An 18313-nucleotide genomic window follows, 5' to 3' on the forward strand; every position below is an offset into this window, starting at 1 on the left:
TCAAATAATTTACGCCGAATTTCTACTTGCATTAATATTCCCGAACAAGGAACGCATCACAAGTTTTTCGTACGCTTCGATATTTCCTTCTTTTTTCTGAATTTTCATTAAAGCATACTGTTGAATACTCAGTAGCGGAAGCACAATTTTCTCCCGAATTTTCACTGATTTTCTAGAAAGTGGATCTTCTTCCATCAGCATTTTGAATCCGGTAAGTTCCAACATCATGGATTTTGAAAGTTGATACTCATCAAACAAAATATTCCAAAAACCGCCAAACTTCGCATTGTTTTTCATGTAATAAGTAAGCGGAAAATACGATTTATTCATGCTCATCATCGAGTTTAAAACCAAAGTTTTAAAGAAATCTGAACCTTTATAAAGCGCATGAACTTCATCAAATCTACCTTGATTTTTAAGCTCATTTAACGCAAAACCAAACCCGAAAAACCCGGGAACATTCTGTTTCAACTGGCTCCACGAACCTACAAACGGAATCGCGCGCAAATCTTCGAATTTCAGTTCATTCGTGCCACCTCTTTTGCTTGGTCGGCTACCTATATTGGTTCTTCCGTAATATTCCAAAGTGCTCATCTCTTGCAAATACGGTACAAACATCGGATGCGCCTTCAAATCTGAGTATTTCTTGAAGCTAATTTCCGCCAATTCCTGAATAAGTTTTCTTTCCTTTTCAGTTAAATCTTTTTTTGAATTTTTAAAAACATCATTCTCTATTCCGGCAGTTAACAGTTGTTCGAAATTATATTTCGCCTGATCTTTATTGCCGAAAACACTGGTAATGGTTTGTCCCTGAATCGTAAGTTCTATCTTGTTATTGGCGATAGTTTTCCCCTGAGAGGCGTAAAAATCGTGGGTTTTGCCGCCACCTCTTGCCGGTGGGCCGCCACGTCCGTCGAAGAAAATGACTTTAATATTGTTTTCATTAGAAATCTTGGTCAGCTGTTCTTTGGTTTCATAGATTTCCCAATTGGCTTTCAAATAACCGCCATCTTTAGTTCCATCGGAAAAACCTAGCATAATCGTTTGCGAATTTCCGCGTCTTTCCAAATGTTTTCGATAAATAGGAAGTTCATAGAGTTCTTTCATCACCTTTTCACCGGCATCCAAACCTTCCATCGTTTCAAAAAGCGGAACAATATCGATATTGATATCCTCTTCCCGATAACCGCAAAGTCTGAACATTCCGAAAACATTTAAGACATCCTTAACCTCATCCGAATTGGAAATAATATATCGGCTGAGTCCTCGTTCGCCGTTTCTCTGTTGAATTTTTTTAATGTTGAAAATATTCTCCAAAGTATCTTTGGTAATGCCTTCGAAATCGTTGGGATCCAAGACGACATCGGTTTCCAGCAGCCACTTCAATTTTTCCTTCGTAGAAATATTTTCTGATGTAAAGCCTGCTTTTTTCACAATAATTTCATCGATTACCTGCTGATGAATGCGGCTGTCCTGGCGAATATCGAGGGTTGCAAAGTGAGTTCCGAAAATCTTCACCCGATCCTGAAAATCTTCCAACAGATTTTTAAAAAGTCCGTTGTGTTGCTCTTTGAGGATTTTTTCTGCTTCTTTTAATCTTTTTAAAATTTGTACGGCACTGATATTCTGATCTCGAAAGATGGCTTCATAAAGTTCGTGACTCAAAGTTTCCAAAACTTCCGAAACTCCTCGGAAACTTAACCTTCTACGCAAATTTTTCAGATGCGCATAATAAGATTTCAAAATTGAGGTATAAAGTTCTTGTGCTACTTGCTTCGTGATCTCCGCGGTGACAAAGGGATTTCCATCTCGATCACCTCCCGGCCAAAATCCTAATTGAAAAATATCTTGGGGAGGAACAAAATGCTGATTGCCAAAGGTGTTTTTAATGCTACTATAAAGTTCGCCTATCGAATCATAATACACATATCTTAGGTAAAAAATGATGCTCATTGCCTCATCTAGCGGTGTGGGTTTCTCCCGATTCAGGAAAGGCGTTTTACCCAACTGTTGCAAAAGCATATCGATTTCTGTAACAGAATCTTTCATTATTGCAGACCGAAGATCATGCAAAATTCTTTGCACCGAGTTCGGGTAAAACTGCGTGGGATGCGCTGTAAAAACAACTTTTACGGCAAAATCCTGCATTTTTTCTCGGGTTTCTTCCAATTGATGTTCTTGCACCGCCCGATCGTGGAGATGCGATAAAGTTCCGGCCTCATTCACAGAATGCAATTGCGGAAAAGCAGCGTCTTCAATACTGTCAAAAAGCACCACTTGTCTTTCGATATATTGGATGATTTTGAACAAAAGTTCGGTTTTTTGTTCTTCGGAAACCAAATCAGTGTGTTTACCGAAAAACTCTTCTACAATCTCTTCCGGACTCAAACCTTTTTCGTATCCGATCCTGCTTTCTTCATATAAAAAAGGGAGCAGCATGCCGATATTGGTCATTTTATCATAAGGCAAACTCATGAAAAGTGAGTTGTAGATTTGGAATTTGTTCTCGACGATTTGTCGGAATCTTTCTGTTTTTGCTTCGTTTTGCATAGAACAAATTTAGGATTTTTAATGTACTTATTTTGATGATTTTAAATCAAATTGATGAAATTATTGTATCTTCAATCAATGAAACGCTGTTTTCTTTTATTACTTTTTGCATTTGCTTTTTCTTTCGGGCAAAAGGGATTCGAAATTACCGATGACAAGAAAACAGTAATCCCGTTTCAGTTGATCAATAATTTAATATTTGTTCCTTTAAACATCAATGGCGTTAACCTTACTTTTCTGCTGGATTCAGGGGTAAATGAAACGATTCTCTTCAGTCTGGACAATAAAGAAATCAATTTTAACGACATCGAAAAAGTTAAGTTTTCCGGTTTGGGTGAAAGCGGAGATATCGAAGGTTTGAGTTCGGAGAATAACATCGTGAAAATAGGAAAAGATTATAAAGATTTCAATCATAAAATCTTTATTATTCTTGACGAAAGCATCAATTTTTCCTCGCATGTTGGAATTCCAGTGAACGGAATCATTGGTTATCATTTCTTTAAAAATCATCCGATTTCGATCAATTATCTCACCAAAAAAATCACCGTTTACCAAGACCAAACGCTTTTTAAAAAGAAAGTAAAAAGACACGCCGAATTTCCCACTACTGTTGAAGGCAATAAACCTTACATTATGGCAGGAGTAGAAATGACTTCAACTCGCGTAGAATCGAAAATGCTAATTGATCTGGGAAATAGCGATGCAGTGTGGCTTTTCCCGAAACTCATCAAGGAATTTGTGTACAACCGCCCAAATATTGATGATTATTTAGGACAGGGTTTCAACGGGGATATTTTCGGAAAAAGAAGTAGGATTCACCGAATTTATCTTGGCGATTTTGCTTTCGAAAAACCATTAACTGCCATGCCCGATGAATATTCGATTCAAAATTTGAAGCTGGTTCCCAACCGAAAAGGTTCTATAGGAAGCGATATTATGAGGCGCTTTGAAGTAGTATTTAATTATCCGGAAAATAAGATTTACCTTAAAAAAAACAAACATTTCAACGATCCATTTCTTTTTAATAAAAGTGGATTAGACATTCGCCACGATGGGATGACCTGGGACAGAGATTTGGTTACCTTGCAAACCACCAAAAACAACCAGGTAAATGAAGAAGAAAATGTTTATTCCGCAAAAGAAAATTTCCAATATCATTTTGTTTTGAAACCCAAATATTCAGTCGCCGGATGCAGAAGAGAAGCACTCTGCTACGAAGCCGGAATTCGGAAAGATGATAAAATTATCAGTATCAACAAGAAGAAAGCGGGAGATTATACTTTACAAAAAATCAATGATTTAATGAAAGGTAATGATGGAACCGTAGTGAATTTCGAGGTTGAACGAGGTGGCCAAACCATGATATTTAAATTGATATTGAAAGATCCAATTCCTTACCAAGATGAAAATTGAAGAATCCGTTTTAGATCAAATACGTTCGCGTCCAAGGTTTAAAATTTACACCGAGATCACCCGTGAAAAATATGTGGAGATATTGAAAGAATTTCTCAAAAATCAATCAGAACACTACACCGGAAACATCAATTCCGAAACCGCAACAATCATGGTGAAAAGCGAACAAGACTACTATTGGAAACCCTGTTTGTCGCTAAGAACCGAACACGATTCCGAAGAAAATAAGACTTTAATTCGCGGAATTTTTGGGCCTACAAGCGCCGTTTGGACATTTTTTATGTTTCTTTATTTTATTGGAAGTATTCTTTGGATGGTTTTCATCACGATGTGGTTTGTGGAAAGACAAATCAATAGCAACGATTTTCCTTGGGCACTTTCAGCGTCATTTTTCACCGTTTTTTTCTTGGCTTTAACTTATTTTGCTACTAAAATTGGACAATACCAAGCCAGAGAAGAAATGCGAAAACTTCGGGATTTTGCGGAGAAATCAATTCTACAATTTGAACATTAAAAACTAAAATTTTAAGCTGCAGGTTTTACTTCCGTAGGTTTTTGCGCAACCACTTCTTCCCTATTTCTTTGCTCTTCGAGGATTTTCTCAAGATGTGGATTGATGATATTATTAAGTTCTTCCACGGAAATATCATTGGATTTCGGATCTAAAATAAGGTTTTTCCAAGGTTTTTTTCCACCCCATTGATAGTCTCCAAAGACGATTACCGGCGTTCCGTTGGCTTTTACGGTCGCTCCGCCTTTATTCAAAATCCATTGATCGGCCCAGTTGTACATGAATTTAGCATCGTTCATCAGTAGTCTCAAACAAGAATGCGAAGCCGGATAACCCGGCAAATCGTACTGATGCCAACCAATTCCCAAAGTATTATGAATATTAAAATTGAAAGGCAATTTCCAAGAGCTGTTGACGGTAGAAATGGCGAGTTCTTTTTTCCAATTCGCAAACATAAGTCCACGCTTGGTTTGCGCAGCTTTTTTGCCCATACTTGTTGGTCCCCATTTGATCAATTTTCCGTTTTCATATAATGCATAAGCTTGAATTGGATAAGAGAAAAAGACCATTTTCTTCACTTCTTTCAGTACATCCAACTGGGTCGGAAATGGCGAATACATCATCAAAGTATGATCTATCTTATCGGGAATAGCAAGTGTATCAGCGCGCCATTTATTTTTAGAATCAAGACGGTTTAAAGCCAAAATGGTGTAACGATCTTCTTCGGAAAATTGTTTATTGAAAGCCACCATTGCAGAATCTTTTTTTTTCGCAGAGAAAATCATTGAGGTATATTTAATTGCAGGTTTCGGAGCTGCAGTTTCCACCAACGAATCTTTTTTCTGAGGAAGAGGTTGATTAGTAGATTGGTCCGCTATTTCTTTGTTTTTTTTACATTGTACAAGAATCGTGAACACTAAAGCTAATGCAATTCCAAGTAAGGGTAAATTCTTCAATTTTTCTGCGAACATATACTTTTTTCCCATGAACTTTGCAAGAATAATACCATAAACAAAGCGTTTCTAGAAGTTTCCTGAACTTTTATCCATGAAAATCAGCAATTCAATTAGCGTCGATACATTTCCATGTACTTCTCGGCTGATTTTTCCCAAGAGAAATTATAACTCATATTCTTTTGCACCAAATCTTTCATCAGCTCTTGTTGTCGGTAAACAAAAAGCGCCCGATGCATCGCATGAACCGCATCATCGGCAGTTGCTGCACCGAAATTGAATCCGCTTCCACCGGTTGATATATCTTCTACTGTATCGCGCAAACCGCCAGTATATCTTACAATCGGAATGGTTCCGTAACGCATCGCATACATTTGGTTGAGTCCGCAAGGTTCCACCCGCGAAGGCATCAACAAGAAATCGGAAGATGCATAAATCCTATGCGAAAGATATTCTTTATACCCCAAATCGAGTGAAAAATTGGCAAATGAAGTGTTGAGATGACTCAATTCATGTTCGATATGCGGATCGCCGGAACCCAAAACCATAATATTGATGGCGCCATAAGTCTGTTGGATGCTTTTCCATACAATTTCGGGCAGCAAATCGGCACCTTTTTCACCGGCAAACCGACCAATAAAACTGAATAAAGGCAAATTTTCATTCAAACCATATTCTTTGCAGATCTCTTTTTTGTTTTTAAGTTTACCTTCTTGCGCATTTTTTCGGGAATAATGAAAATCCAAGAAAGGATCGGTTGCGGGATCCCAAACTTCCACATCGATTCCGTTGATAATTCCGTACGCCTTGGAACTTTCATTGCGCACAAGCACTTCCAAACCATGAAAACTATGAAATAATTCATTCAAATAACCTTCAGAAACAGCATTGAAAGCGTGACAACATTTAATCATTGACGCCAAAGGATTGATGTATCCGTCCCAATCGAGAAGTCCCCAGTTTTCGCCATAGAACCAAGGCATATAACTGGTCATTTCCCAACTCATTTTTCCTTGATATTCGCCATTGTGGATGGTTCCTACGGTTTTAACACCTTTTAAAAAACTGAATTCCGGGCAATATTCTACCATAAAAGGCACCAAACCCGTATGATAATCATGACAATGCAAAATATCCGGCCTAATTTCCATCGCAGAAAGCCAATGCAAAACCCCATGCTGAAATGCCAGAAACTGCTGACTTTCGTCCCAATATCCGTAGGGATTGTCGCGATCTAAAAGTCCGGGAATTTTCACCAAATACAAATCAAAACCCAAAACTTTCGAGCGCTCCTTCATCACTTGTACCTGAAACATTTGTCGGCGTTGGTGGATCCAGCCATCAAAAACAATTTCGAAACTGTGGTCGTGCACAAAAGGTTTATTGTACCAAGGCATGATCACGCTGGCTTCCACGCCTTCAATTTTGTTGAGATATTTCGGTAAAGCTCCCACAACATCGGCAAGACCACCTACTTTAGCAACAGGATAACATTCAATGGAAAGGTTAAATATTTTCATTTAAAAAGTTTACGGTTACAGGTAAATATAAAGCTGATTAGTCTTTTTTCGGTGAGCTATCTTGCACTTCAACCCTTTTTTTGGGTTTTCTTTTGACTGTTTTTTTCTGTTTCAGTACGACGCCGGCAAGAGGTGGTAATTTCAGAATGATGGAGTTCGGTCGATACATCCATTCATCATCTTGTTCATCTACAATTTCAGCGATTACGCCACTTCCGCCGTATTTTTTATCATCAGAATTTAAGATTACTTCCCAGTTGGTTCCTTCATTCACACCAATTTTATAATCGAAAACTCTTGGAGTAAGGTTGAGGACCGTCATCGTTACTTCATCTTCATTTTTTCCTTTTCTCAGATAGATATAAATGGAATTTGTATCATCATTAGCTTCTACCCATTCGAAACCGTCGCAATTGAACTGATTTTCGTACAAAGAAGGTTCGCTGGTGTAGAGGTGGTTTAAATCGCTTACAAAAGTTTGTAATCCTTTATGAATCGGATATTGCAACAAATGCCAATCGAGACTTTGTTTAAAATTCCACTCGCTGGTTTGTGCAAATTCATTCCCCATAAACAAGAGTTTGGCTCCCGGATGGGTGAACATATACGTATAGAGTGCTCGCAAGTTAGCAAATTTCTGCCATTCGTCGCCCGGCATTTTGTAGATTAAACTGGATTTTCCGTGTACAACTTCATCGTGAGAAAGCGGCATCATATAATTTTCATTATACATATACATGGATGCAAATGTAATTTTGTGATGCTGATATTTTCTATGGATTGGATCTTCTTTGAAATATTTTAAGGTATCGTGCATCCATCCCATCATCCATTTCATTCCGAAACCTACTCCACCATCGTGAACCGGTTTGGTAAGCATCGGAAAATCTGAACTTTCTTCAGCAATGGTGATGATATCCGGGAAACGTTTATAGACCGCAGTATTGAATTCCTGCAAAAACTGTTTAGCTTCTAGGTTCACATTGCCTCCATAAATATTGGGTTCCCATTCGCCATCGTTTCTGGAATAATCGAGATGAAGCATTGAAGTTACCGCGTCTACGCGCAATCCATCGGCATGATATCGGTCGAGCCAAAACATCGCATTGGACACCAAAAACGAGCGCACTTCCGGTCTTCCGTAATTAAAAATATGAGATTTCCAGTCGGGATGAAAACCTTTCCTAGGATCTTCGTGTTCGTAAAGATAAGTTCCATCGAAAAAATGAAGTCCGTTCGCGTCTCCCGGAAAATGCGAGGGCACCCAATCGAGGATGACCCCAATTCCGTTTTGATGAAGCTCATCAATAAGGAACATCAAATCCTGTGGTGCACCGAAACGCGAAGAAGCTGCGAAAAATCCGGTGATTTGATAACCCCAACTCGGATCGTAAGGATATTCCATCACGGGCATAAATTCCACATGGGTGAAATTCATTTCTTTTAAATAAGGGACCAATCTTTCTGCAATTTCTCGGTAACTTAAAAACCGGTCCGGATCGTCCACGCCGCGCATCCAAGATCCCAAATGCATTTCGTAAACAGACATTGGAGCTTCCAAACTGTTCCTTTTGGAGCGTTCTTTCATCCAATTTTTGTCGTTCCATTCATACCAACTGGTTGAAATTACCGAACTGGCTTGTACATTCTGTTCCCAACTCAGGGCAAAAGGATCGCCTTTTTCCAGCAGAACTCCGGTGTTGGTTCGGATCGCATATTTGTAAATATTGCCCCAATTTAACCCGGAAATAAAACCTTCCCAAATCCCTGAACCATCCCATCTCGGGTAAAGTTTATGCGATTCGGAATGCCAATTATTAAAATTCCCTACCACGGAAACTTCTTTCGCATGAGGTGCCCATACCGCAAAATAAACTCCTTTTTTTCCTTCAACTTCCAAGGTATGAGCACCGAATTTATCGTAGAGTTGGTAATGTTTTCCTTCACGGAAAAGATAGATATCGTCGTCTGTAAATAGCGAGTAAGGGAGAACTTTTTCCATGGTGACGGAGTTTTCTGAAAGGTTATTTTAAAGGCATTTTATTCACAGCCTATTGTCTCTTCAAATATATTTAAATTTCAGGGAAAAATCTGAGAAATGATTATTAAATATAAAATAATAATTTACTGTACCTAATTCTAATAAAAATCCCGTTTATTCTGCAATTTCAACAGCTTAAACGGGAGTTTGAATCAGTTTAAAAACCGATGCTATTTTGGATTAATCTTCTTTCTCCGATGGTACTTTCACCGCGAGTTCATAAAGATTTCCTCGCATGAGAAACTTAATTCTTTCCCTAGTGGTTACGGTGTTCACCTCGCCGTCTTTCATGATGATAATGCGGTCGCCTTGTGCAATATTCTGATCCGCAAGCCAATCTTCGGGAGCGACATCATTTTCTTTTTCTTTCATTTGTTCCAAAATTTGTTCCGCCAATTCCTGGAAACGCTCATCGTAGGAATATAAAACTTCATATTCAGGATCTAGACCTACCTTAAACGTTTTTTTTCGGCAAGTAAATTTCCTGCAGCATTAGGCATCGGGTTATCCGAACCATCTGTAAATCCTACTTCGATAATTTCACCATTGTTAGCGTTCGCATAATCCACGACATCCTGATAGGTTTCAAAATTGGTAACTACCGTATAATTTTCATACTGGTATTTTTGTAGTCTTTCTGTATTTTCCATTGTTTATTTTTTTAATAATTTATTTAATTTCTTCTTTCACTTCATGCCATTCATTGTCTTTCAATTTAGCTTCTATTTTTTCTAGTTTTAAACTTTGCCTTAGATATGCAAACAAACTCATATAAATATTTGCAGCCATTACGATGATAAAAAAAGCCACCAAATAGCCTCGCCAATCATCAAAAAAAATATTAAAACCAGTAATTAACAAGAAAAAAAGCGTTACATAGTGGCTAAAACAATACTCGCAGGTAATTAGATAAAAAAATTTCCTTTGATACAATTTTCGGCAACTCTGCGATTTTTCTATGCAAAATTCCCTTGGTTCCCTAAAAATCTCCTCGTGGGTGACGGTCCATGCAATACATGCGACCGGTATGGCGAGGATCAACAATTTTAGCAACTGTTCCGCAATGATTTCCATGTGTTTTTCCGTTTGAACTTCAAAAGTGATGCCACAAGACCGCAATATTTCAGTTTCTAATTCATTGAAAAGCTCGTGATCAAAATTCCGATTCCTAAAATTTCCTTACTTTTAAGGCAAATTTTAAAAAATGAAAAGAAGAAACTTATTGCTTTCCGCAATACTTTTTCCCGCAGTAATGGCTTTTGCACAGCAATACGGCGGTATGTGGATTCCCACCGAACTCAACGAAAAAGAGATGAAAGATTTAGGAATGAAAATCTCGGCAAAACAGATTTTTGATCCTTCAAAACCTAGTATTAAAGATGCCGTGGTACAATTTAATGGCGGTTGTACGGCAGAAATCATCTCGCCTCAAGGTTTGTTGCTTACCAATCACCACTGCGGTTACGGGCAAATCCAGAAGCATTCATCCGTAGAAAACGATTATTTGAGTGATGGTTTCTGGGCAAAAAATCAAAATGGAGAACTTCCGAATCCCGGTGTAACCGTAGATTTCATCGCTGATATCAAAGAAGTAACGAATGAAGTTTTAGCAGGAACCCAAAACTTGGATGCTAAAGCAGCTCAGGAACTTATCAGTAAGAATTTAGAAACCGTGAAAGCCGGATTCAAGTTGGAATCTTGGCAAAAAGTAGCCATAAAACCGATGTATTACGGTAATAAATATTACGCTTACATCATTGAAACATACAAAGACATCCGTTTGGTAGGAGCACCGCCACAAAGCATCGGAAAATTCGGTTCTGATACCGACAACTGGGTGTGGCCAAGACATACCGGAGATTTCTCGATGTTCAGGATTTATGCGGATAAAGATAATAAACCCGCGGAATATTCCAAAGACAATATCCCTTACAAACCGAAATATTTCTTGCCTGTTTCCATTAAAGACAAACAAGAAAACGATTTCACTTTCGTATTCGGATTTCCGGGAAGAACAACCGAATATTTACCAGCAATTGCGGTAGAGAAAATTATGACCGAAACCGATCCTGCAATGATTTCGGTGCGTGAAGTGGCATTAAAAACTTTGGATGAAAAAATGCGTACCGACGCCGAAACCAGGATTAAATACGCTTCCAAATACGCTTCCGTAGCCAATTACTGGAAGAAATGGATTGGCGAAGTAGAAGGTTTAAAAAAATCTGATGCAGTAAGTAAAAAGAAGAATTATGAGCAAAATTTAATCGCTAAAAATGCTCAAATAAAACCGACCATCGATGAGTTGAACCGCCTTTATACCGAGCAAGCTCCTTATAACCTGAACAAAGCATATTACTCGGAAGTTTTGAGAAATGCAGAAACATTAACCCTTGCAAACTTCTATTACAATTTCGTAAAAGCCGTGGAATCCGGGAAAATGGACGCCAAAACTGCCGAAAATTTCAAAGCCAGACTTGCTGCAATTTATAAAGATTACGATGCGGTTTTAGATGCTAAAGTGACTGCGAAATTACTCGCTCTTTATGCTAACAAAACTCCGAAACAATTTCTACCAGCAGGTTTCGAACAATATAAAGATGAAAACCAAAACCTGAAAACCATCGAAGAACTTTCCAAGAATTCCGTGATGACCGGACGTGGCGCATTAAATGGAGCGACAACTTATTCCGACCTCAATAAGGTATTTGCAGATCAGAACGCGTTGGTTCAAAATCTGAAAAAAGATCCTTTAATGAAGCTTTTCAGCAAATTAAGAGAACATTACATAGCAACAACCGATGCGAAAGTGACTTCGTATCAGCAGCAAATTGATGCATTGCAGAAAAAATTCATGGCTCAACAAATGGAAACCGACAAAGACCGAAAATTCTTCCCGGATGCCAATTCTACCCTTCGCGTAACGTATGGACAAGTGAAAGGTTCCAATCCGAGAGATGCAGTTTATTATGGTTATCAAACGCATATCGCAGGAATTATGGAGAAATATATTCCGGGAGATTATGAATTTGATGTTCCGAAAAAATTAATCCAATTGTATAACGCTAAAGACTACGGAATTTACAAAGATAAAACCGGCGATGTACCCGTGAATTTCACCGCAACCAACCACACTACCGGCGGAAACTCCGGAAGTCCGGCGCTGGATGCTTACGGAAATCTTGTGGGACTAAACTTCGACAGACAATGGGAAGGAACGATGAGCGACATCAATTATGACCCACGTTTCAGCCGAAACATCATGGTTGATACCAAATATATCCTTTTCGTGATCGATAAATACGCCGATGCAAAATGGCTGATCAATGAAATGAAAATAGTGAAGTAATTTTTTTAATAGTTAGTAGAGGACGCGCCCTTGTGGTGCGTTCTTTTTTTTGGGGAATTACTTTAAAAGAGGTTTTTATTTTCTTGGGTAAGTGTTTTTTATTTCAGAGAATATGAATATATTTGAATGGTGTGGATTTGAAAAATTCATTCTCATGAGTAGACTAAGAAAGGAAATTTTGCAAAGATTCTGGGCTGTTTGTAAATTCAACGAAGATCCTTAATAAAAACAATCTCAGTGAAAATATTCAAAATAATTTTCTACATTTTAATTATACTTGGTTTGACTTATGTTTTGTTTCGAACATTCAAAAAAAAAGAAATTGAATTAAATAAAACTGAATTAATTAGAGGAAAATTTAAATCGATTTATGAAAGTAAATCAGCAAGAAGAACAAGCATATCATATCATATTGAAATTGAAAATGATTCAAATATTTTAAAAATAATTCCTGAATACTCTAAATGTTTTAAGTTTCAAGAATTTCTGCAAGAAGTGAAAACTAATCAAGAAATTGAGTTAAGAATTGACAACGATGAAAAATTTCTTTCAAAAAACGTTAAAAGTATAGTATCGATACAAGCTAACTCAAAAGAGTATTTAAATCTGCAGTGTGAAAATAATTCAATTCAAAATTCAAAATTTAGAATTCCATTAATTATGATTGGAGGGTTAATTTTAATATTCGTAATAAGATTTTTCGAAATAAAATTTCTTAAAGTTTGAAAGGAAAACTCAATAATCACCCTTTTATCCCGTCCGCAAACATTACATGAAAAAAAATAGATTAAGCTTTGTAAACTTAACCACTTTTTTTTACTTTTCCTCCTTATCGATTTCTTTTTGCAAAAGCCTCCAATCGTAGATATGAAAAACATTTCCGTTGCTCATGGTAACCAAAATGCCTTTCGGATAATTGGTTCCTAAATTTACATTGGTGGCATCAACTCCGTCGCACTCAATAGCAGAAACCGGAATATCGGCGATCAGTTGATGATGATTGGGATCCATTTCGGAGCCTTCTCTTTTATAAACCATCATTGAATTATTTTGTTGATTGGACACAAGCAGATACCCTGTTGTATGGGTTGTTTTGTAAATAGCAATCCCTTCGTGATCACTTTTTGCATCATTTTGTGCAAAAAATGCAATCTCATTATTTCCTTTTTCAGGATCAGCATAATATTTTCGGACACCGCTACCTTCGTCGGAATAATAGATATACCCCAATTCGTTATCTACTGCGATGGCTTCTATTTCTTTATTTCCGCTGTAGGTTCCAAACTTACGGATCACCTCGGCGGTTACAGTTCCCTTCGGGGTTATCGCGAGTTTATATTGCCATAAATAAGTTCCTGAAGGCCCGGTTTTTCTACCCACTATGGCATGAATTTCAATTGCGTTTGTACCGGTTTTTTTGGTGTAAAGCGCAATTCCCATTCCTTCGCGTACTTCCTCTCCTATTTCCCCATCAAAAATAGAAATTCCCCCATTATCAATAGGTTTAAGATCGGGAAGCGAAAAAACCCGAAGGCGTTTTGCATTGCGTTCTGTGGTTACTGCGATATCGGTTTTAACCCCATTAATGAGTAATCCATAAGCAATGTCGACATTATTAGGACGCTGCATTCCTATGAATTTGTTGATAATTTTCCCATTGAGATCGTAAACATACAATCCACCACCGTCTTCTTTATCGGTTCCTACGATTAAACTTTTGGTAGCATCTGTTGGATGAATCCAAATTGCAGGATCATCGGTATCATTAGGTGTAGGTTGGGTGATCGCCGTCGGACGAAGGGCATTTTCTGCTACTGGCGCAAATTTGCTGGCGCATGAAAGAGTAACTAAAGTTGATGCCAACAATGGCAGAAATATCTTTTTCATTATTATTAAATAGGTATAAAATTAAGAAATTAAATTTTCATCAGATTTTTTTTGCAAACGAAAAGGAATTTATTTACTGATTTCGTGTTGATGCAAAACCTGAGCTCCATTCGCATTGGCTTTAACCGTTTGTACTAAAAGTTTATTTTTCAGAATAGAAAAAGTCATAAAACCAGGTTCTGCAGCTGCGAAAATGGTTCCTTCCCGATTTCCGGTAGTGCGAACTTCACTACCCGAACCCGATAAAAACTGAGCTGTTTTTCTTCCTTTTGGTTTGATGATTTGTAGATCGTGTTCGTGGCCACAGATATAAGCATCTACTTTATATTTCTCGAAAACATTCGCAAATTTCTTTTCGAAACTTAAAGTATTTTTATCGGTTTTTCTTTTTCCACCGCTGTATAATGGATGATGACCAACTACGATTTTCCATTTTATTGATGGATCGGAAGTTCCCAAAGTTTGCTCCAGCCATTTGGTTTGTGCTAAAGTATCTTGCTTCTTAATTCCGTCGTATTTTTCCGGGCTTTTATGGTAATCCTCGATGAATGGGTTGGTGTCCATCACCACTAAAAGCAACTTTTCTCCATTTTCTATTTCAAATGTTTTGCTGTAATATCGACTTGGCAAATGCCATCTTCTGGAGATTTTGGAGTAATCGATTTGTGCCTGAACGCTCCCCCGATAATCATGATTCCCCAACGCAACATACCAATCTGTATAAAGACTTGGATTGGTATAAATGGATTCAAAAGAAGAAATCCAATGATAATCCTGAGTGCTTTGAACACCATTTGGATAAAAATTATCGCCCACCGAAACGATAAACTCCGCATCTAAAACCACCGTAGCATTTCCCAATTCTCGGGCAACATCTTTTTGGTAATAATCTCCTACTCTTCCGAAATCTCCCAAAACCAGAAAGTTGAAACTGTCTTCAATATAGGTTAATCCGGGGATATTATTTCCCTTATATCCTGTTTCTTTTTCGTATTCGAAAGGTGTTTGAGCATTAAAAAAATTTAAAACCAGAAAAAAAAGCAGGCTAAATTGTACTTTAAAATTGATCATAAAAGGTTTCATTAAAAAGAAATAAAAGCTCACCGCTTTTGCCAGCGAGGTTTTTAATTTCGGTTCGGTTATATTTTTAGAAATCTATTTTAACTCCCAAATTAAATTTTGGTTGATAATATTCCTCCTGCATCGTACGATCCGAAACGCCTTGGTAATAGCGAAGCGGCTGATTGGTTAAGTTATTGGCTTCGGCAAAAATTCTGAAATTTTTGTTGATTTTATATGAAGCATTCGCATCCAAAAAGGTTTGTTTATCGTAATATCGGTCTTCAAAATCATCTCCACCCAATTCATCCAGATAATCCGAGGCGTGATTTAAAGAAACTCTTGCAGAGAATTTTTTATTTTCCCAAGAAAGTGAAGCATTGAAAAGATGAGGAGCGGTTCCCGGCAAACCAAGACCAGATCTTTGTTCACCATCCTCATTGGTAATGCCATCCGCAGTAGATTTGGTGTAAGTATAATTTAAATAAACCCCAAAACCTTGAAGAAATTTACCCGGTAAAAAGTCCAGTTGTCTTTGCAAAGCCACTTCGAAGCCGAATAAATCTACCTTGTCTCCGTTTCTTTGTTGGATATAATCCCATTCTTCTCCCGTAGGAATTGGATTTGTTTCGTTTCCGTAATCATTAGCAAAATCGGATGCCGAATAATTATTGCTGCTGTAAGTGTAGATGAAATTCTTTAAGTTTTTGTAGAAAACACCTCCAGAAATAATCCCAATAGATGAGAAATATTTTTCTACCAAAAGATCAAAATTATAAGCATAAGTCGCTTTCAAATCTGGATTTCCAACGAAGATTTCTTGGTCATCCGGAATTGCATTCACATAAGGAACCAATCCGTAGTAGTTTGGTCTTGCCAAAGCAGTGGTTGCCACAGCTCTTATAATGAAATCGGGCTGAACATCGTACCGCAGGGTAAGACTTGGAAGGATATTGGTATAGCTGTTTTTTCTGTTGATTTGGTTGACTAATTCTTCTTCATCCAATACAAAATTTCCGGTATAATCAATCGTTGTATGCTCTACTCTGGCTCCGATGATCGCGGAGAATTTGTCAGTAAAATTCTGATCCCAACGGATGTAAGCCGCGTAGATATTTTCTTTGGCTTTAAAGTTTTCTGATAAAAATTCAGAAGGATCAGATTCCGATTCAAATGAAGCCGGATTATTTAAATCTAAACCTCCTAAATAAGCCGCTGTTGCGAAAGTTCCCGGTACATATTGAGAACCCGGGTTGAATCCTTGCCCTGAAAAATAAGTTGTTGGAACGTCTGAAAGTCCAAATTCATTCACAGGTTCATATTCAAAATAGTCATTGTTGCGGTCTTTGTCTTTAATTCTTACCCGCGCTCCGGTTCTGATTCGCCCCTTCTGATCCGCTACCACAGAGAACGGGAAGCGAAAATTAAGTTTTGCGCCAAGCTCTGATTCTTCGGTAAGTCCGTTGCTTTGTGACAAACTTGCAAGTTTATAATCTCCTAAATCCTCTCCAACAGCAATAATTAAAGGTTTTCTTGGATTTCGCAAATCAGACATTAATGTTATATCTTCATTTTCGAATTCTATGTAACGTTCATTTGGTTTTTTCTCACTTGCAAAAGCGTAGTTTACGGACCAATCCATATCAACAGAAGAACCCAACAAATGTTCTCCGGCTAATGAATAATTTTGAACTTTCTGAATTTCTAAACGAGTGTTTTTATTCTTATTATCTCCGATTCCTCCTTTGTTTTGTCGGAACATATTGCCTTGGTAACCAATAATTTCATTATTATCATCATAAACAGGATCCACTTCGTACCCAACAGCAAACCGGTTTTCTCGGTCATTTCTTTGGTTGTACATTGCATTGAAGAATAGTTTATTATTTTGGTTGAATTCATAATCCAATGCCAAAGCTACACTGCTTCTGACACGCTGTACATCATATTTTCTAATTTCAAAATCGGATACATAAGGTTGATCACCATCGCCCAAAGCCCATTCTGCCTCTATATTATCAGAACCAAAGGTATTGTTGTTGTATGAAGCGCTTAATACCGCACCCAATTTACTATTCAAAAATCGGTTACCATATACAAATCCGGAAGTATAGTTGCCATGCTCACGAATAGGAGAATACCCACCTGCTAAAGTAGCCGAAATACGCTCTTTGTTTGGTGCAGCTCTCAAAATAAGATTTACAGATCCACCAATCGCATCAGCATCCATATCAGAAGTCAAAGTTTTATTCACTTGTATGGTAGAAATCATATCAGAAGGAATAAGATCCATTTGCACATTTCTATTATCGCCCTCTGCAGAAGGGATTCGATCTCCGTTTAATGTTACCGAATTCAAGTGTGGAGCCAAACCTCTTATAATGATATTTCTCGCTTCACCCTGATCGTTTTGCATCGTAATTCCTGGAACTCTTTTTAAAGCATCGCCCACATTCGCATCCGGAAAACGCCCGATTTGATCTGCCGAAATAATGTTGGTAATATTCGCATTGGTCTTCTGTTGGTTCATCGCTTTTGCCTGCCCACGAAGATAATCACCCAATACTACCACCTCTTTTATGTCTTGAAAACGAGCTTTCAACTGAAAATCAGCCGATGAGGTTTGGTTTTGAGTAACTACAATTTGTTTCGATCCCGAAGTGTACCCAATATAATCCACATAAACGGTATAAGTTCCTACGGGCAAATTCAAAAATTCATAACTCCCGTTTTGGTTGGAAATTGTAGTTCGGTTAGAATTTTCAATCTTGATTGTAGCACCCGGCAATGAAAACAGGTTGCTTTCATCCACAATTTTACCCGCAATAACACCCGATTGAGCATAAGACCAGACACTAACAATAGAGGTAAGCGAAACAAATAAATACTTCAATTTCATAATTACATTTTTTATTAAATGCGAAAATACAGTTTAAAATACCCCATGTTATTAAGCCCAAGTTACGTTTTTATTAACAATTTTTAACAAAAGAGTTCCCTATTGATCATTTAGAAATGAAGGGTGAAAAAATT

The 18313-nt window shown here is 37.6% G+C and carries 14 protein-coding genes; 4 read left to right on the forward strand and 10 right to left on the reverse strand.

The genetic code is table 11. The annotated features are described in order from the left end of the window. Positions 1-9 precede the first annotated feature (9 nt). Positions 10-2550 (reverse strand): phosphoenolpyruvate carboxylase, encoded by a 2541-nt coding sequence (locus H0S70_RS06585; protein ID WP_188322125.1) that lies wholly within the window; start codon positions 2548-2550, stop codon positions 10-12. A 54-nt stretch (positions 2551-2604) separates the two neighbouring features. Here H0S70_RS06585 and H0S70_RS06590 point away from each other — a divergent pair, with 54 nt between their 5' ends. Both H0S70_RS06590 and H0S70_RS06595 read left to right on the forward strand, forming a co-directional pair. Then, complete coding sequence (locus tag H0S70_RS06590) at positions 2605-3963, forward strand: peptide-binding protein (RefSeq protein WP_228453816.1); 1359 nt, start codon at positions 2605-2607, stop codon at positions 3961-3963. Next, the gene (locus H0S70_RS06595; protein ID WP_188322126.1) at positions 3953-4477 is read left to right on the forward strand and encodes a hypothetical protein; all 525 of its coding nucleotides are present in this window, start codon (positions 3953-3955) and stop codon (positions 4475-4477) included. Before H0S70_RS06590 ends, H0S70_RS06595 begins: the two co-directional genes overlap by 11 nt. Before the next feature lie 11 nt (positions 4478-4488). Here the strand turns inward: H0S70_RS06595 and H0S70_RS06600 are convergent, their stop codons facing one another. The 6 genes from H0S70_RS06600 to H0S70_RS06620 form a co-directional block, all read right to left on the reverse strand. Continuing rightward, on the reverse strand, positions 4489-5460 hold the full coding sequence (locus tag H0S70_RS06600) for a L,D-transpeptidase (RefSeq protein WP_188322127.1): 972 nt from the start codon (positions 5458-5460) through the stop codon (positions 4489-4491). Positions 5461-5540: 80 nt separating this feature from the next. Further along, the gene (locus H0S70_RS06605; protein WP_188322128.1) at positions 5541-6947 is read right to left on the reverse strand and encodes a glycogen synthase; all 1407 of its coding nucleotides are present in this window, start codon (positions 6945-6947) and stop codon (positions 5541-5543) included. A 37-nt stretch (positions 6948-6984) separates the two neighbouring features. Continuing rightward, positions 6985-8949: a 1,4-alpha-glucan branching protein GlgB gene (glgB, locus tag H0S70_RS06610; protein WP_188322129.1), complete on the reverse strand. Its 1965-nt coding sequence runs from the start codon at positions 8947-8949 to the stop codon at positions 6985-6987. A gap of 219 nt (positions 8950-9168) precedes the next feature. Then, positions 9169-9360 carry a hypothetical protein gene (locus H0S70_RS14265; RefSeq protein WP_228453817.1) on the reverse strand — a complete coding sequence of 64 codons (192 nt, stop codon included), beginning with the start codon at positions 9358-9360 and terminating at the stop codon, positions 9169-9171. 77 nt (positions 9361-9437) lie between these two features. Beyond that, positions 9438-9638, reverse strand: a complete 201-nt coding sequence (locus H0S70_RS14270; protein ID WP_228453818.1) for a hypothetical protein — start codon at positions 9636-9638, stop codon at positions 9438-9440. 19 nt (positions 9639-9657) lie between these two features. Further along, positions 9658-10062, reverse strand: a complete 405-nt coding sequence (locus H0S70_RS06620; RefSeq protein WP_188322130.1) for a hypothetical protein — start codon at positions 10060-10062, stop codon at positions 9658-9660. A 130-nt stretch (positions 10063-10192) separates the two neighbouring features. Between H0S70_RS06620 and H0S70_RS06625 the strand changes: the two genes are divergently transcribed. Together H0S70_RS06625 and H0S70_RS06630 are read left to right on the forward strand one after the other, a co-directional pair. Then, positions 10193-12334, forward strand: a complete 2142-nt coding sequence (locus tag H0S70_RS06625) for a S46 family peptidase (RefSeq protein WP_188322131.1) — start codon at positions 10193-10195, stop codon at positions 12332-12334. Positions 12335-12571: 237 nt separating this feature from the next. Beyond that, the gene (locus H0S70_RS06630; RefSeq protein WP_188322132.1) at positions 12572-13060 is read left to right on the forward strand and encodes a hypothetical protein; all 489 of its coding nucleotides are present in this window, start codon (positions 12572-12574) and stop codon (positions 13058-13060) included. 90 nt (positions 13061-13150) lie between these two features. Here H0S70_RS06630 and H0S70_RS06635 read toward each other — a convergent pair whose 3' ends face one another. From H0S70_RS06635 to H0S70_RS06645, 3 genes are all read right to left on the reverse strand, one after another. Then, positions 13151-14221, reverse strand: coding sequence for a phytase (locus H0S70_RS06635; RefSeq protein WP_188322133.1), 1071 nt, complete (start codon positions 14219-14221; stop codon positions 13151-13153). A gap of 69 nt (positions 14222-14290) precedes the next feature. Then, positions 14291-15292 carry a metallophosphoesterase gene (locus H0S70_RS06640; protein WP_188322134.1) on the reverse strand — a complete coding sequence of 334 codons (1002 nt, stop codon included), beginning with the start codon at positions 15290-15292 and terminating at the stop codon, positions 14291-14293. Between the two features lie 76 nt (positions 15293-15368). Further along, entirely contained in the window at positions 15369-18179 is a 2811-nt protein-coding gene (locus tag H0S70_RS06645; RefSeq protein ID WP_188322135.1) for a TonB-dependent receptor, read from the reverse strand. Positions 18180-18313 lie beyond the last annotated feature (134 nt).

The sequence above is a fragment of the Chryseobacterium manosquense genome (assembly GCF_014623485.1).
In the GTDB taxonomy this organism is placed as follows: Bacteria; Bacteroidota; Bacteroidia; order Flavobacteriales; family Weeksellaceae; genus Kaistella; species Kaistella haifensis.

Coding starts and splice junctions, on each gene's coding strand:
- H0S70_RS06645 (WP_188322135.1), bottom strand. CDS start 18,179: ATGAAATTGAAGTATTTATTTGTTTCGCTTACCTCTATTGTTAGTGTC.
- H0S70_RS06620 (WP_188322130.1), bottom strand. CDS start 10,062: ATGGAAATCATTGCGGAACAGTTGCTAAAATTGTTGATCCTCGCCATA.
- H0S70_RS14270 (WP_228453818.1), bottom strand. CDS start 9,638: ATGGAAAATACAGAAAGACTACAAAAATACCAGTATGAAAATTATACG.
- H0S70_RS06590 (WP_228453816.1), top strand. CDS start 2,605: ATGAAATTATTGTATCTTCAATCAATGAAACGCTGTTTTCTTTTATTA.
- H0S70_RS06635 (WP_188322133.1), bottom strand. CDS start 14,221: ATGAAAAAGATATTTCTGCCATTGTTGGCATCAACTTTAGTTACTCTT.
- H0S70_RS14265 (WP_228453817.1), bottom strand. CDS start 9,360: ATGAAAGAAAAAGAAAATGATGTCGCTCCCGAAGATTGGCTTGCGGAT.
- H0S70_RS06640 (WP_188322134.1), bottom strand. CDS start 15,292: ATGATCAATTTTAAAGTACAATTTAGCCTGCTTTTTTTTCTGGTTTTA.
- H0S70_RS06595 (WP_188322126.1), top strand. CDS start 3,953: ATGAAAATTGAAGAATCCGTTTTAGATCAAATACGTTCGCGTCCAAGG.
- glgB (WP_188322129.1), bottom strand. CDS start 8,949: ATGGAAAAAGTTCTCCCTTACTCGCTATTTACAGACGACGATATCTAT.
- H0S70_RS06600 (WP_188322127.1), bottom strand. CDS start 5,460: ATGGGAAAAAAGTATATGTTCGCAGAAAAATTGAAGAATTTACCCTTA.
- H0S70_RS06625 (WP_188322131.1), top strand. CDS start 10,193: ATGAAAAGAAGAAACTTATTGCTTTCCGCAATACTTTTTCCCGCAGTA.
- H0S70_RS06605 (WP_188322128.1), bottom strand. CDS start 6,947: ATGAAAATATTTAACCTTTCCATTGAATGTTATCCTGTTGCTAAAGTA.
- H0S70_RS06585 (WP_188322125.1), bottom strand. CDS start 2,550: ATGCAAAACGAAGCAAAAACAGAAAGATTCCGACAAATCGTCGAGAAC.